This window comes from Streptomyces sp. NBC_00670 (assembly GCF_036226765.1).
Lineage (GTDB): Bacteria > Actinomycetota > Actinomycetes > Streptomycetales > Streptomycetaceae > Streptomyces.
Genome location: NZ_CP109017.1, coordinates 6,937,881 through 6,953,412, shown reverse-complemented (window position 1 = coordinate 6,953,412; position 15,532 = coordinate 6,937,881). Strand labels below are relative to the sequence as shown.

The following is a 15,532-nucleotide window of genomic DNA, read 5'->3' as shown; positions in this document are numbered from 1 at the left end:
GAGCACCCTCTCGTGACCATCCGGTCCGCCCTGCGGCGCCCACCGCCCGGCCTCGCCCCACGCTGCCCCTGCCACCAAGCCGGCACGCTCTTCCGTGTCCTGCTGTGCCGGGCGCACCCGGGGCCGCTGGTGTGCGGGCGGCGCTGGTTCACCCGCGGCCCCGCCGCCCACGCCGCCGCCGACCTCGAGCGCGCCGCGCACGAGGCGCTGTGCACGACCGGCCTCTACACCGCCGCCGGCATGTAGCCCGGGGCCCGACACCGATCGAGGGGGTGCTCGTGGGCAAGAAGCGTCGCCGGCCGGGCCAGCTCAACAAGGCCGCCGCCCCTGCGGGGGCTGTGACGTTCAGCCCGGACCAGGTCGCGGCGCTCCTGGCCAACCAGCAGCGGCTCGGCGGGCAGACCACCGGCGTCTTCCCGCCGCTGCCGCGTACTGACCCGCCTGTGGCGTTCGGGCCGGGGGTGCCGCTGTTCCCGGCGGCGATCGACCCTCCCCGCGCGGACAGCGGGCGCCCGGAGCCGCGCTTCAACGAATACCCGGTCAGCTCCAACCTGCCGGGGATGTCGGACCGGCTCGTGCCGTGGAAGGTGTTGCGGGACGCGGCCGACTCCGGCGGCCTGCCCCGCCGCTGCATCGAGATCCGCAAAGCCGAAGTCGCGTCGCTGGGGTGGACGATCCGCCTCACCGAGAAAGCGGTCGAGCGCGCGCAGGACGCCTCCGGGCAGCCCGACCACGAGGTCGCCACCGCGCTGCGCGAGCAGCACTCTCCGGACATCACCCGCTGCATGGAGTTCCTCGAGCGCCCCGACCGCGGGCAGGGCGAGACCACCACCGACTGGCTCGGCAAGCTACTTGAGGAGCACTTCGTCCTCGACGCCCTCGCGATCTACCCCCGCCGCACCCTCGGCGGAGACCTGTACGCGCTGGAGGTCCTCGACGGCTCCACCATCAAGCCGTTGCGGGACTACCGCGGCGGCCGGCCCCTCCCCCCGCAGCCCGCCTACCAGCAGCTCCTGTGGGGTTTCCCGCGCGGCGAGTTCGTCGCCGACACCGCTTCCGACGGCCAGGTCCTCAACGGCTATCCGGCAGACCAGCTCGTCTACCGGCGCCGCAATGTCCGCGCCCACACCCCGTACGGGTACAGCGCGGTCGAGCAGTGCCTGGAAGACCTGGACGTCTGGCTCAAGCGGCGCTCCTGGATCAAGGCGGAGTACACCGACGGCACCGTCCCCGCCGGCCTCGTCACCAACTCCGGTGCCTCCGGGTGGACTCCGGCGCAGATCAAGGAGTACGAGACCTACCTCAACGACGCCTACGGCGCCGCCGGGGCCCGGCACCGGCTGCGGATCCTGCCCCCGGGCATGGACCTGGGACAGCAGTCCGACGCCTCCGAGCGGTACAAGCCCGAGTACGACCTGTTCCTGATCAAGCTCCTGGCCGCGCACTTCGACACCACGATTGCGGAGCTGGGGTTCACGGAGCAGGGCGGGCTGGGGTCGACGGGCTGGCACGAGGGCCAGGCTTCCGTACAGCGCCGCAAGGGGACTCTGCCGACGACCCGCTGGCTCGAGGAAGTCGTCACGGACGTCCTGCGCCTGCACGCGGGGATGAGCCCGGACCTGGAGTTCGTGTTCCTCGGGCTGGAGGAGGAGGACGAGGCCGCCGCCGACGCAGTCGACGAACAGCGCTTCAAATCGGGCCGGCTCACCCTCAACGAGACCCGCGACAGGGCGGGGAAGCCCCGGTACGACTTCCCGGAGGCGGACAAACCCATGCTCGTCACCACGCGGGGCGTCGTCTTCCTCGAGGGAGCCGCCGAACAGGCCGCCGCGGGCACCGTGGTCGGCCCAGCCAACACGCCCGGGGAAACACCCGACGACGCCGACGCCGCAGACGACACCGGCGACGAGGACGGCCAGGAGCAGGACGACAGGGAGGCGGAAGACGAGGGTGGTGAGCCGGATGCGGTGAAGGCGGAGCTCGCCGCCTACCGGCGCTGGGCCCGCCGCAACCCGCGCCCGCGGCGTCGGTTCCGGTTCACGGTCGTCACCAAGGCCGACGCTCCCGACGTCAATCAGGAGTTCGTCCTCTTCGCCGACCCCGCCGACGGTGGTGGTGCCGGCCCAAAAGCGTCATCTTCCCCGGATATTGACCGTGTCCGGGATTGGCCCGGCTGGGAGGCCGACATCAAGGCGGCCGCCTACTGGAAGCGGCACCTGATCCGGGCCATGGCGGGCGCCGTCGACGCGCGGCTGATCGCCGAGCGGTGGATCGCCCAGCGCGGCATCACCGTCAAGGCGGACGAGCCCGACCTCAGCGGTGTGCAGCGCGGCCCCGAGCCGACTCCGAACGGGCACACCAGGCCGTGGGACGATGCGATCGGCTGGCTCAACGCCCAGGACGTCAACCTCGTCGACGCGCTGTGGGTCATCCGGGAGATCCAGACCGACGGCTACATCATCGGCCAGAACGCGGCCACGTCGGTCCTGGCCGGGCAGTCCACCGTCGACTGGTCCGGGTGGCGGCCCGGCGACAAGGACGCCGCCCGCCTCGTCGCCAACAACGGCGCCACCAACGGGCTGCAGACCCTCCTCGACGACGCAGGCCTCGTCATCCGCAACGTCGCCGCAACCCGCATGAACCGGTTCGCGAAGATCCTCTCCGACTCCCTGGCGCGCGGCGACAGCGCGGACACCCTCGCCGTGTCCATCACCCACCTCATGCGGGACCCGGCCTGGGCCGAGCGCGTCGCCGTCACCGAGATCGCCCGCGCTGTGTCCGCCGCCACCCTGTTCACCTACCGGGCCAACGGCATCCGGCAGAAGTCGTGGCTGACCGCCGTCGACCAGCGGGTCTGCCCGGCTTGCACCACCAACGAGGCCGCCGGCGCCATCGGCATCAACGCGCCGTTCCCCAGCGGCCACCAGATGCCCCCAGGGCACCCCTCATGCCGGTGCGCGCTCCTGCCCGAGGGCCTCTTCGGCACCTGACCCCCGGCCGGCCCGCGCGGCGGGCGCGTGCACGAAAGGACGACCGATGGACCCGAACCAGGGGCTCACCTTCGCGTGGGCGCCGATCACCAAGTCGGAGGAGCAGGACGACGGCACGTTCATGGTCTACGGGCCCGCCGCGTCCTCCCACCTCGACCGCGACAGGCAGCGCCTGAACGCGGACTGGCTGGACAAGGCGATGCCGGCCTGGTTCAGCGAGGGGGCGAACGTCCGTGAGCAGCACGATGCGAAACGGGCGGTCGGTGTCGGCGTCGGCCTCACGAAGGGCGACGGCGACACCGGTCACCTCCTGGCCGCGCACATCGTCGATCCGGTGGCGTGTCTGAAGGTGAAGCACAAGGTCCTCAAGGGGTTCAGCGTCGGGATCAAGAACCCCAGGATCAAGGTCGGGAAGGCGGACGCTCCGGGCGGTGAGGTCGTCGGAGGGGACATCGTCGAGGTATCCGTCGTCGACCGGCCCTGCAACCCGACGACCACGTTCGAGATCGCGAAGGCCGACGGCGCCGACGGCACGCTCGAGGCGGTCGAGGGCGCCCTCCTGGTGGAGAAGACGGACGCAGCTGCCTTCGGGATCCCCGAGGACGTCTACGAGCAGCTGCCCGACGCGGTACGCACGGCGCTGACGAGCCTGGCCGACGCCGGCGCAGCAGTCGTCGCCGAGGCCGCCAAGACCGACGCCGGCACCCGGTCGCCGGTGGTGGTCTCGTCTCCGTCGTTCCTGATCAAGGTCGACGGGGGCCCTGTCTCGGAGGAGCTCATCCGGGGCCTGGTCGACGAGCGTCTCGCCGAGCTCGGCAAGGCCGACCTCACCGCCGCAGGCCGGCGCCGCGCGGCGAGTGCGGGTGCGGCGATGCCGGACGGCTCGTATCCGATCACGAGCAAGGCGGACCTGCGCAAGGCCATCAAGGCGGTGGGGCGCGGCAACGCCGACCACGACGCGATCCGCAAGCACATCATCAAGCGGGCCAAGGCCCTCGGATTGGAGGGCATGGTGCCCCAGAACTGGAACGCCGACGGCTCGGAGAAGGGCGGTGCGGCGAAGGCCGACGGCGCCGGGCAGGAGACTGCGGAGCAGGCAGTGCGGGTCGCCAAGGCGGAGGAGATCCTGCGGGAGGTCCGCGGCCTGGTCCCGGATCTCGCGAAGGCCGACGACACCGCCACCGACGGTGAGGGCAGCGGGGAAGGCGACGGTGGGGAGGGCGGGGACGAGGACGCGGCGATCGCCACCGCCACCGAGGCCATCGCGTGCATCGCCAAGCTGATCATCAGCGAGGCGGAGTCCCTCGCCGAGGGCAACCTGCACGAGGCGATGGACATCAGCCTCCTCCTGGACGCCGTCCGCTCCCTGAAGTGGTTCAACGAGCGGGAGCAGTGCGAGAAGGACGCTCACGCCATGGACCGTGCCGACCAGGCCACCACCGCCAAGGCCGACGCCCCCGCCTCTGCCGCCGGCGAGGGCGGGGAGGCGGCGCCGGTGGCGCCCACGCCGGCGGACACCGCTCCCACGGAGCAGGGTGCCGCCGAGGCTCTCACGAAGGCCGACGTGGCCGAGCTCGTGAAGACCGCCGTCGCAGAGGCCAACACCGCCCACGAGGAGCGCATCGAGTCGCTCACGGGCGAGCTGGCGAAGGCGATGAAGACGATCGGCGAGCTGCAGGCGATGCCGTTGCCGGGCGGCCCCGCGCTGACCCGTACCGCGGCGCAGGCGCAGTCGGCGCGCGACAGCGACGCCATCCTGCTGCGGTCCGAGGCGGACGAGCTCCTCGCGAAGGCCGACGCCTGCTCCGACCGCGAGCTGCGGGAGGGCTACCTCGAGCGGCGCCGCGAGCTCCTCGCGAAGGCCGACGCCTGACCCCTGCGCAGCACCCCCCTTACGTTCCTACCCGCCCCCTGTTGGGGGCGTTCGCATGAGAGGAGCAGAGCATGCCTCTGCCCAAGGCCCAGGTGCTCTTCGGGGACTCCCCGGAGGCGCCCGCGCTCTCCAGCACCGAAGTGTCCCGCCGGTTCGACGAGCTGATGAAGGCCGTCGATACCGCGCCGACCCGCACGCTCCACCAGGGCGACGTCGCCCGCGCGTTCGGTGAGGGCCGCGGCCTCGACTTCCACGCCACCGCGCCGACCACGGCGTACGAGGCGCTCACGAAGTCCCTGGAGGGGGACATCGGGAAGGCGATCAGTCCGGACGCGCTGGCGTCGGTGACCTCCGCGCTGGAGGCGCTGAAGGCCCAGCAGCCGGACCTGGTGAAGGACATCACCACGACCTCGCCGCTTGGTACCGGTCTGGTGGCGTACGACCTCGAGGCTCCGGCCAAGATGCTCACGCCGCGCCCGACGCCGATCCGCAACCGGCTCCCGCGCCGGAAGGGCATCGGCCTGGCGCACCAGTTCAAGGTGATCAGCGGGTTCACGGGTACGGCGACCGGCGGCGTCGCGAACCTGCACCCGGGCATCGTCGACACCACGCAGACAAACTTCGCCCCCTCCGGCGCGAGCAACAACCTGTACTACGCGCGCGGCCCGAAGATCACGTACGCGGGCTACGACAAGACCGTCCCCTACAGCCAGTTCAGCGTGTCGGACCAGGTCACCTGGTCCGCGCAGTACGCCGGCCAGGGCTACCAGGACATCCGGCAGCTGTCCCGCACCAGCCTGCTCTACTCGAGCATGCTGCTGGAGGAGCGCATGCTGCTCCTCGGCCGTGGCACGTCGGCCCGCGGGTTCCTCGGCGCTCTCACGGCGCCGACGGGCGTCACGCTCACCGCCCGGTCCCCCGTTACCGGTGAGACAGCGCTGTCCGGTGTCTCGACGAACATCTACGTCAAGGTCACCAGCGATGCGGGTGACTTCGGGCAGTCGGTGCTCTCCAGCGCCGCGAACGTGGCACCCTCCAGCCAGGTCGTCGACGTCACCGTCACACTGCCGGCCGGCGCGACCGGTATGCGGGTGTACGTCTCCACCGGCTCGTCCGACCCCGGCGACTCCGCCCGCTGGTACGCCGGCCGCTCCGGCACCAACACCTTCACGCTCCAGGGCACGCTCCCGACGTCCGGCACCGCGGCGTCGGCGGTGACCGCGGACACCACGGCGTACACGGCCGGGTACGACGGCATCCTGCCGATCTGCACCGGCGCCGACTCCGGGTACGTCAAGCGCCTCAACGCCGCCCTGTCCACCAGCAATCCGGGCTCGGAGTGGCAGGCCGCGTTCGCCGCGCTGTACGACAACGTGAAGGCGGACCCCGACCGAACGCTGCTGAACGGCTCCGACCGCAAGCAGCTCTCGGACTCCCTGAAGACGTCGTCCAGCAGCAACTACCGGATGACGATCACGCAGGACCAACTCACCGGTGTGACCCTCGGCGACGTCGTCAACACGATCATCAACGAGGTCACGGGCAAGGGCGTCTCCGTCGAGGTCCACCCCTGGCTGCCCCAGGGCAACGCCCCGATCATCTCCGACACGCTGCCGCTGCCCGACTCCGAGGTCTCGGACGTCTGGGCCGTCTACAACGTGCAGGACATGATGGGCGTCGACTGGCCCGTCAACCAGTTCGCCTTCGAGTCCTCGAGCTACTGGTTCGGCACGCTCGTCTGCTACGCCCCGGCCTGGAACGCCGCGCTCACCGGCATCCAGAAGGTCTGACCCACTGGGGCGGGGCGCGGGAAGCACGTCCGCGCCCCACCCCGGCCCCGCTCACCCTCACCTGTTCAGGAGCCCGTCATGGCCCGACTCTGCCTGCCCGACGGCGCCGTACGCGGCATCGACATCCAGGGCGCACAAACCGGCACCGTCACCTCGTACACCGCCGGCCGCGACGGCACCGTCACCGTCGACAACCCCCAGCACGAGCGCGCCCTGCGCCAGTACGGCGCGTTCCCCGCCAACCTCGGCGGCCGCAGCACACGGGGCGGGTACCGCTGCGGCGTCTGCGGGTTCGCCGCCTACATCAAGACGTGCTCCCGCTGCGGGGGCACCTGCGAGAAGGAGAGCTGACGTGGCTGCGAGGAAGACCACGGCGTCCAAGGCCGCGAAGGACGCCGACGACAGCACCCCGCCGGTGGCCGAGGAGGCCGCGGACCAAGGGGTCGCCGACGGCAACGGCGCTGCGGACGACGGCAGCGCCCCGGCCACCCAGGAGGAGTCCCCCGGGGGTGCCGCGGGGGGCCAGGAGGGCGACGGCAGCGCGGACGAGGAGGGGACGCCTCCGGACGACGCCGGGAGTGCCGATCCGATGCCCGACCTCCCTGACGCTCCCAGCGGGCCGGAGGCGGAGATCTGCCGCGTCTGTTTCCCGGGCTGGGAGCGTCTGGGGTCCGACGTGACCGCCGTGGGCTGTGAGCACGGCAGCTACAAGCGCGCCCCCACCGCAGCTTCCTGATCCCGGCCCGGTCACGGCCGCCGACCCCTGACTGATGGGAGGTGAGGCGTGGCCGGCGTTCCGTATGTGTCAGCGGCCGCGTTCCGCGCGCACCCGACCTACCTCGACACCGACGGCCTCAGCCTGCCGGGCACCGGTGACCCCGCCGCGCAGACTGCGGAGCTGACGAACCGGCTGCTGGCCGCGTCCGAGTGGGCCGACAACGAATGCGACCAGCCGCTGTCCGCGCACCTGTTCACGCAGCGGGAGCGCGTGTTCTGCGGCCGGGACGGAATGCTGACGGTCCACGCGGACCACGGACCCATCGTCCGGGTCCTCTCGGTGGGCTACGGCTACACCCCGGGCGCGCTGACCACCCTGGACAGTCCGACGGTGTGGGTGGAGCAGGACACCAACATCGTCGTCTCGCTCGCCAACGCCGGGACGATGGCCTGGTCCGGGAGTCTCCAGTTCGGCTCGCCCGCGGTCGGCGGGGACGTGTATGCGCAGGTTGCCTACGTCGCCGGCCGCGTCGCCACGGTCCTGGACGCCGCCGCCGACCAGGCCGGCACCAGCATCACGGTGCGGGACCCGACGGGGATCGAGCCCGGCGGCACCTATCGCATCTGGGAGCCCGGGGCCGAGGAATCCATCGTCGTCGACCCCGCCTGGACCGCCCCCGCCCCGAGCAGCACCCCGGCTCCGGCGGTCGTCGACCTGGCGCAGCCGCTGCGCTCCGGTCACGCGGCGGGGCACGACGTCTCGGGGATGCCGGCGGACCTGCGGCTGGCCGTCGTGCAGCACACGATCAGCCAGCTGCTGCGGCCGGACTCCACAGCCGAGGACGAATACCCCGACAACGCCACGTCGTCGACCCGCTCCGACGACTCCCGCACCCGGGGCATGGGACTGCTGCAAGAGGCCCGCCGCACCCTCGCCAGCTACCGAAGGGTCCGGTGAGACGGTGGCAATCCAGCAGGTTCTCGACGGGATCTGCCGGTACTACGGCGGCGCCTATGACGAGGCGACCCGCACGTACCGCAGCTCGCCGGTCACCGGCGTCGGCGTGGTCCGCCGCGCCTGGCCCACGGACGACCGCCACGAGGACTACTACACCGGTATGGAGCCCGGGGCGCGTACCGGCAGCCAGGTCGTGGTGTGGATCCCGCGCCAGCACGAGACGCGGCGCGCGGTGGGCGGCGAGCACTCCGGCGTGAAGCAGATCGTGTACGAGGTCGTCCTCAACGTCTACTTGCGCTCGAGGACCCCGTACGCCGAGGACGCGCAGGACGACGCCTATGCCCTGCGCGACGCCCTGGTCGAGCAGATGCGCCGCGACCGGACGCTGGGCGGGACCGTGTTCCAGGCCGGTGAGCACGTGGCCGAGTCCGGCGGTGACGGCATTGACTTCGACTACTCCCAGCCCGCGACCAAGGCCGGTCTGACCAAGGGCTACTTCACGATGCGGTTCGCCGCCGTGGAGTTCGTCGAAGCCTGACCCCCTGCACCCCCTGTTCCGTCCCCCTTCTTTCGCCTCTTGGACCGGAGTGCCCTATGGCCAAGACCACCACCAGCAAGCCGAACGACCAGGAGCCGGAGGCCGTGCAGGAGGACGCCCCGACGCCCGGCGACCAGGACGCGGCCGACGCCTCGCAGAGCGCGCCGGAGCAGTTGCCGCCGGGCGTGTACGAGTACGTCCACGGCACCGACTGTGTCTATCCGCACGTCCCGCTCACCTGCCACGCCCACCAGCCCGTGGTCCCCGAGACGCAGGACAGTCCCGGGGTTCCGGAGCGGGCGGCGACCGTCTTCGAGTGGCGGGGCGGGCCGCCGGCGGACGGGCGTTGGGCGAAGACCCGCAAGAAGCCGAACCAGGCCGCGGACAACGCCGGCGGCCTCCTGAGCAGCAAGGAGTAGCCGGTGACCACCCCCACCACCTACGCCCCGGCGAAGCAGTTCGTCGGGATCGCGAACGAGTCGGCCCAGGGCACGGCGGTCGCGATGACGGCCACCCTCCTCGTCGACAGCTTCAAGCCCAAGGACAGTCCGAAGTTCCTGGAGGACAAGGCGTGGCGGGGCGCGATGGCAACCGACAGCTTCGCGCAGATCCCGGGGACACAGACGGCCGAGCTCGACCTGTCCGGGCCGGTTTTCCTGGACGGGCTCGGGTACATCCTGCGGAACATCATGGGTGACCTGGCCGTCACTGGTACGTCGACCGGGTCCGGTGGCACGACGCTCTCCGCGAGCGCGGCGGCGGGCGACACGAGCATCTCCACCGCGGTGAGTATCCCCTCCGGCACGCTGGTGCAGATCGGCTCTGGCGCGACTGCCGAGGTCGTCACGACGGGCACGCCATCGGGGTCGGGCCCCTACACCATCCCGCTGACAGCACCGGTCGACGGCCTGGCCTACGGACACGCCTCGAGCGAGACTGTGCAGCCCGTCACCGGCCCGTACACCTACGCCTGGTCCCTCCTCAATTCTGGGAACGGTCAGCCGCTGTCGCACACGCTGACGCACTTCCTCGGCCCCACCGCCTCCACGGGCGCCCGCCAGTACCCGGGCGCCTGCTTCTCCGAGGTGGGCTTCAAGTGGAACGCGGAATCGGACCTGTTCACGTGGGACGCGAAGGCGACGTCGTATCCGTCGGTGATCGCTGGAGCGGCGCCGGTGTCGAACCCGGGCACGACTGCGCCGATGGCGTCGTGGCGGATGTCCGTCGGTATCGGCGGCCCGGCGTCCGGCGGCACGCTGATCCGGACCGTCACGGACGGGGAGATCAACCTCAAGCGCGAGCTCAACCCCTATTTCACGGGGAACGGTGCGCAGTCGCCGTACATCATCCAGCGGGCCGGCCTGACCTGCGAGGGCAAGCTGAACTTCGTCGCGGACTCGGAGTCGCCCTACCTGTACATGATCAACAACACGCAGCCCCAGCTCCAGCTGAAGATCGACAACGGGCTGGCCGGCCTCGCCTACGGGGCGGTGCAGTTCGACTTCGCCCAGGCCGCGTTCACCGAGTCCGAGCCCGACGGCTCCAAGACGGCTGTGGAGTACAGCGACAACTTCAAGGCCGTCCTCAACACGGCGAACGCCGGCGGCTCCGGCTCCTACAGCCCCTGCAAGATCTCCGTGACCTGCAACGTCGCGCCCGGCACCTACTGACCCCGCGGGCCGCCCCACGCGGCCGGCTCCACCCTCACACCCTCACCTGGAGAACCGCATGTCCGAACGCGTCAGCCTGCCGTCCGGCGCCTGGGTCGAACTCCGCGACCCCGCCACCCTCCGCCGCGGCGACAAGAAGCGCGCGCTGAAGCTGGTGCCGATCGACGAGGACGTCGAGCTCAGCCTCGGCACTGCCCTCGAACTGTCCGACGGCGTCCTCGTCGTCATGATCACGGCCTGGTCCTACGACCTGCCGCTCCCGGTCACCCTGGAATCCCTCGCGCTGCTGCCCATGGCGGACGGCGACGCCCTCGAGGAACTGCCGCTGATCCGGGAGGCGCACAAGCTGCTCTACCCGGAGCAGGCGCAGAAGACGCCGGAGCAGGTCGCTGACCCGGCGTCCCCTACCGAGCCCTCCGCCGGGTAAAGGCCCGGCTGGAGGGACGGACACCGCCCGGCCGGTGGCCCGAGACCCGGTTCGACCGGGCCGTCGATTACGTGTGGTTCGCCGAGCGCTACCACTGGACTCCGGCACAGGTAGACGCCCTGCCCCTGGAGTTGTTCAACAGCATCCCCGACGTCGCCGGCCTCTTCGACGAGATCCGCGACGAGGCGCGCGAGAAGGCCGAGCGGGACGCCGAGCGCCAGACGCGCTCCCGCTGACCCCCAGCAACACGAAGGGGGTGGCCGGGTGTCGGGGTCCGTGCACATCACCGGCCTGTCACAGCTCAACGGCGCCCTCGCGGCGCTCGAGCACGACCTGCAGCGCGCGACCCGGCTTGCGACCGCGCACGCCGCGCATCTGGCCGAGGCGGCCATCAAGCAGATGCTGACGACCTCGAGCCACCCCAAGGGCACGCCGACGCCGTCCGCGCCGGGCGAGCCGCCCTCGCTCGTCACCGGCACCCTCAGACGCTCCATCAAGATCACCGGTCCGGTCCCGGCGGGGTTCGGGCGGTGGCTCGCCGAAGTCGGCCCGACCGCCGCCTACGGGCGCGTCCAGGAGCTCGGCGGCACGGCGAACTACGCGGTGCTCCCGCCCCGGCCCTACGTGCAGCCGGCGTACGAGCAGATCGTCGCCAGCGGCGCCGTCGCGCGCGCCTACCACGTGGCCTGGCGCGCCGCGCTCTCGCACTGATCCACCCCCAGGCCGACCCCTGACCGCACGCCCGCGCGCTCGCGCAGCGGCTGGTCGGCGTGGTGCGGGCCGCTGATGCCGGAGAGGCGGTGACGCCGGCATGAGCAGTGGCGGCGGTGGGGGGCTCCTGCCCCCCGTGGTGGTGCGGATGCTGGGTGACATCACCCAGCTCCGCGCGACCATGCGGGAGGCGCGGGCTCAGGTCGACGGCACCGCCGCAGGGATGAAGGCGGCCGGCGCGACCGCGTTCGCGGGTATGGCCCGCATGGGCAAGAGCGTCTCCCTGATCGGCGCCGGCGTGGCGGTCGCCTCCATGAAAATGGCGGGCGATTTCGAGGCGCAGACCATGGTGCTGCACACCGCCGCCGGGGAAACGCTGTCCGGTCTGAAAACAGTCCGTACGGGCATTCTCGACATTGCCAAGGGGACGGGTACCGACTGGCACAATTTGACCGAGGGCATGTACCAGGTCGAAAAGGCCGGTATTCGTGGCGCCGACGGCCTGAAGGTTTTGAAGGCGGCGGCGCAGGGTGCTCGTGAAGAAAATGCGTCGCTGGAGTCCGTCACCAATGCGATGACATCGGTGATGGCGTCGTATCACCTGAAGGCGAAAGACAGCGTTCAGGTGATGAACGCCATGAAAACCGCCGCCGGTGAAGGCAAGATGACGATGGAGGAATTCGCTTCCTCCCTCTCGACAGTGCTGCCGATCGCCTCCGCGAACAAAGTGTCGTTCTCCGAGGTGTCGGGTGCTCTGGCGACGCTGACGCAGCACGGCACCAGCGCCCGCGAGGGCACGCAGGAGCTCGCCTCCACGATCCGCTCCCTGGCGTCGCCGAACAACGTCGCGGTGCAGGAGATGCAGCGGCTCGGCCTGTCGTCGACCGACGTCGCCAAGGGGCTGAAGGACGTCGACAAGGGCGGCCGGGGCCTGTCCGGCACCTTCGACCTCCTGTCCCGCACCGTGCTGGGCAAGATGGGCAAGTCCGGCACCCTGCTGCTGTCGTCGTTCAACAAGACGAAGCAGGCGGCGAAAGACGCCGACCAGATGATCAAGGCGATGCCCAAGAGCATTCAGGGCCTCGCGAAATCGTACGGCGCCGGAAAAATCAGCCTGGGCGACTGGCGTAAGGAGCTGAAGACTCTACCGCCCGAGCAGGCAAATCTCCTCGGCCAGTACGCCACCCTCCGTAACAAAACGAACGGCTTTTCCGCCGAGTTGAAGCGGGGCGGTCCGGCAGCGCAGACGTACACCGAGGCAATGAAGAAAATGCTCGGTGGCGCGATCGGCCTCAACACGGCCTTGCAGCTCACCGGGGAGAACACCGACGCATACAACGAGCGCGTCAAGAAAATCCGCGAGTCCTACAACCACGCGACGAAAGACGTCGAGGGCTGGGACGCCACTCAAAAACTATTCAACGTCCGCCTGGCGAAGGCCAAGCAGGCCATCGAAGTCCTGGCGATCCAGATCGGCATGAAACTCATCCCGGTCGTCACGCGCGTCGTCGACTGGTTCTCCCGGCACCAGAAGGTCGCCCTGGCCCTCGCCTCGGTCATCGGCGGCGTCCTCGCCCTGTCCGTCGTCGCGTTCGCCGCGAAGATGACCATGAGCGCACTCAAGCCGATCGGCACGTTCGCGAAGCTCGGCAAGTCGGGCTTCCAGGCGACCCGCCGTATCGTCCAGGGCTTCCGCTCCGCCCAGGTCGCCCAGTCCGCCTTCTCAGGCCGCGCCGGCTCCTTCGGCGGCGCACTGCGGAAGATGTGGAACGGGAGCGTCCAGGGCTCCCGGGCGGCCATCCGCGGTGTCGGCCAGTTCGGAAAGACCGTCGGCAATCTGACCGTCAAGGGCGGCAAGGCCGCCTGGAGCGGCCTGGCCACCGGCATCCGGGGCGCCGCCGGGGCGATGCGGACCGCCGGCAGCGCGGCGCTGACCCTGACCCGGCGCATGGCCATGGCCACCGCGACCGCGCTGCGCTCGGCAGCGGCCTGGGCCCTGCAAAAGATCAGGCTCCTCGCCGCGGCGATCGCGGAGAAGGCGGTCGCGGTGGCGCAGTGGGCGCTGAACGTCGCGATGGACGCCAACCCGATCATGCTGATCGTCATCGCGGTCGCCGCCCTCGTCGCCGGCCTCATCTGGGCGTACAAGAACGTCACCTGGTTCCGCAACATGTGCAACGCCGCTTTCCGGGCGGTCGGCGCCGCAGTCGGCTGGGTCGTGAGCTACGTCAAGACCCACTGGAAGACGCTGCTGGTCCTGCTGACGGGACCGATCGGTATCGCGGTCGCGTACATCGTCAAGCACTGGAAGCAAATCACCAAGGGCTTCTCCAGCGCCTACCACGGCGTCCTCTCCTACGGGCGCCGGCTGCTGTCGTGGATCGGCTCTCTACCGGGCAAGATCCTCGGCCCCCTGGGGGGCCTGCCAGGGAGGCTGGGCAAGCTCGCCAGCAACGCATGGAGCTCCTTCCTCAACTACAGCAAGGCCAAGGGGCTGGCGCTCATCAGCTGGGTGGCCGGCATCCCCAGCCGCGCCCGCAAAGCGCTGGGCAACCTGGGGTCGTTGCTGTCCTCGGCCGGCGCGGACATGATCCGCGGCCTGCTGCGCGGGGTCCGGTCCATCAGCGTCTCCGGCGTGATGCGCTCGATCGCCCACTCCGCCATCAGCTCCTTCAAGTCGGCGATGGGCATCAGCTCGCCGTCGAAGGTGTTCCGCTCGCTCGGTCTGTATGTCGGGCACGGCCTGGTCGACGGCCTCACCGCCTCCACCGCGAAGGTCAAGACGGCCACCAACCGGATCGAAACCCTCCTCATCCAGACGAGGAACCGGCTCAAGGACCAGCGCACCTCGAGCCGGAGCGCGGCCGGGCGGCGTACGAACGCGTGGGTGGCGTCGAAGCTGCGGGCGCTGGCCGGCGTCGAGCGGTACGTGAAAAAGGAAGACAAGGTGATGCGGTCCCTCGCGGCGAAGAGGGACGCGGTCGCCGCGAAGCTGAAGGCCGCCCAGAAGAAGCTGGCGGACCTGCAGAAGAGCTGGGCGGACAAGCAGAAGGAAGTCGCCTCCTCGATCATGCAGGGCGTGAGCGTGGTCACCGAGTCGCCCGCCGAGGGCCGCGCGGTCAACTCCTTCGACATCGTGACCCAGATGCGCGCCCAGGCCGCCAAGGTCACGGAGTTCGCCCGCAACTTGAAGGCGCTCAAGTCGAAGGGCGTGCGCTCGGACCTGATCGACCAGGTCGCGGCGGCCGGCGTGGAGGGCGGCGGCGACACCGCCCGCGCGCTGGCGGCTGCCTCGAAGGGGCAGATCAAGGAGATCAACTCCTTGCAGTCCAGCATGAAATCGCAGGCCAAGAGCGTCGGCACCACCGTGGCGGACGCCATGTACAACTCGGGGATCCAGGCGGCGAAGGGGCTCGTCAAGGGGCTGCAGAAGCAGGAGAAGTCCATCGAGAAGCAGATGGTCTCGATCGCGAAGAAGATGGCGGCCGCCATCCGTAAGGCCCTCAAGATCAAGTCACCGTCGCAGGTGTTCGCCGACATCGGTCAGTACATCCCGCAGGGCCTGGCCGTCGGTATCGACGACGCCGCACGCCACGCCGTCACCGCCGCCTCGCGCCTGTCCGCCCGCGTCACCGACGCCGGCACTATCAGCCAGAACGCCCTCGCCGGCAGTGCGAGCCGGCTGCGGGTCCCCGTCCAGCGGACCGCGGGCACCAGCGCCGTCATCCACCAGCACCTCCACGTCAACGTCGAGGGCCACGTCCTCACCGAGCGGAAGCTGATCTCCGTTGTCCAGGAGGGCCTGGCGCAGGTCGGCGCCCGCAACCCCTCCACCTACCCGCCCTACCGGCGCTGACC

14 protein-coding genes are annotated in these 15,532 nt (G+C 70.6%); all 14 read left to right on the top strand.

Features of this window, described 5'->3' with window-relative positions:
• The first annotated feature begins 12 nt into the window (after positions 1-12).
• The 14 genes from OIE12_RS30465 (at position 13) to OIE12_RS30400 (ending at position 15,530) form a co-directional block, all read left to right on the top strand.
• A complete protein-coding gene (locus OIE12_RS30465) occupies positions 13-246 on the top strand; it encodes a hypothetical protein (RefSeq protein WP_329140900.1) in 234 nt (77 codons plus the stop codon).
• 32 nt (positions 247-278) lie between these two features.
• Positions 279-2,990, top strand: a complete 2,712-nt coding sequence (locus OIE12_RS30460) for a phage minor head protein (RefSeq protein WP_329140898.1) — start codon at positions 279-281, stop codon at positions 2,988-2,990.
• A gap of 46 nt (positions 2,991-3,036) precedes the next feature.
• The gene (locus OIE12_RS30455; protein WP_329140896.1) at positions 3,037-4,863 is read left to right on the top strand and encodes a hypothetical protein; all 1,827 of its coding nucleotides are present in this window, start codon (positions 3,037-3,039) and stop codon (positions 4,861-4,863) included.
• A 71-nt stretch (positions 4,864-4,934) separates the two neighbouring features.
• Complete coding sequence (locus OIE12_RS30450) at positions 4,935-6,653, top strand: hypothetical protein (RefSeq protein WP_329140894.1); 1,719 nt, start codon at positions 4,935-4,937, stop codon at positions 6,651-6,653.
• Positions 6,654-6,731: 78 nt separating this feature from the next.
• Positions 6,732-7,004 (top strand): hypothetical protein, encoded by a 273-nt coding sequence (locus OIE12_RS30445; RefSeq protein ID WP_329140892.1) that lies wholly within the window; start codon positions 6,732-6,734, stop codon positions 7,002-7,004.
• Position 7,005: 1 nt separating this feature from the next.
• Positions 7,006-7,389, top strand: a complete 384-nt coding sequence (locus OIE12_RS30440; RefSeq protein WP_329140890.1) for a hypothetical protein — start codon at positions 7,006-7,008, stop codon at positions 7,387-7,389.
• A 48-nt stretch (positions 7,390-7,437) separates the two neighbouring features.
• Positions 7,438-8,328, top strand: a complete 891-nt coding sequence (locus OIE12_RS30435) for a hypothetical protein (protein WP_329140888.1) — start codon at positions 7,438-7,440, stop codon at positions 8,326-8,328.
• Positions 8,329-8,332: 4 nt separating this feature from the next.
• Positions 8,333-8,866: a hypothetical protein gene (locus OIE12_RS30430; RefSeq protein ID WP_329140886.1), complete on the top strand. Its 534-nt coding sequence runs from the start codon at positions 8,333-8,335 to the stop codon at positions 8,864-8,866.
• 56 nt (positions 8,867-8,922) lie between these two features.
• Entirely contained in the window at positions 8,923-9,285 is a 363-nt protein-coding gene (locus OIE12_RS30425; RefSeq protein WP_329140884.1) for a hypothetical protein, read from the top strand.
• A 3-nt stretch (positions 9,286-9,288) separates the two neighbouring features.
• Entirely contained in the window at positions 9,289-10,536 is a 1,248-nt protein-coding gene (locus tag OIE12_RS30420) for a phage tail tube protein (protein ID WP_329140882.1), read from the top strand.
• Positions 10,537-10,594: 58 nt separating this feature from the next.
• The gene (locus tag OIE12_RS30415; protein WP_329140880.1) at positions 10,595-10,963 is read left to right on the top strand and encodes a hypothetical protein; all 369 of its coding nucleotides are present in this window, start codon (positions 10,595-10,597) and stop codon (positions 10,961-10,963) included.
• Between the two features lie 71 nt (positions 10,964-11,034).
• Positions 11,035-11,199, top strand: coding sequence for a hypothetical protein (locus OIE12_RS30410; RefSeq protein WP_329140877.1), 165 nt, complete (start codon positions 11,035-11,037; stop codon positions 11,197-11,199).
• Positions 11,200-11,227: 28 nt separating this feature from the next.
• Positions 11,228-11,674 carry an HK97 gp10 family phage protein gene (locus OIE12_RS30405; protein WP_329140875.1) on the top strand — a complete coding sequence of 149 codons (447 nt, stop codon included), beginning with the start codon at positions 11,228-11,230 and terminating at the stop codon, positions 11,672-11,674.
• A 100-nt stretch (positions 11,675-11,774) separates the two neighbouring features.
• Entirely contained in the window at positions 11,775-15,530 is a 3,756-nt protein-coding gene (locus OIE12_RS30400) for a phage tail tape measure protein (protein WP_329140872.1), read from the top strand.
• Positions 15,531-15,532 lie beyond the last annotated feature (2 nt).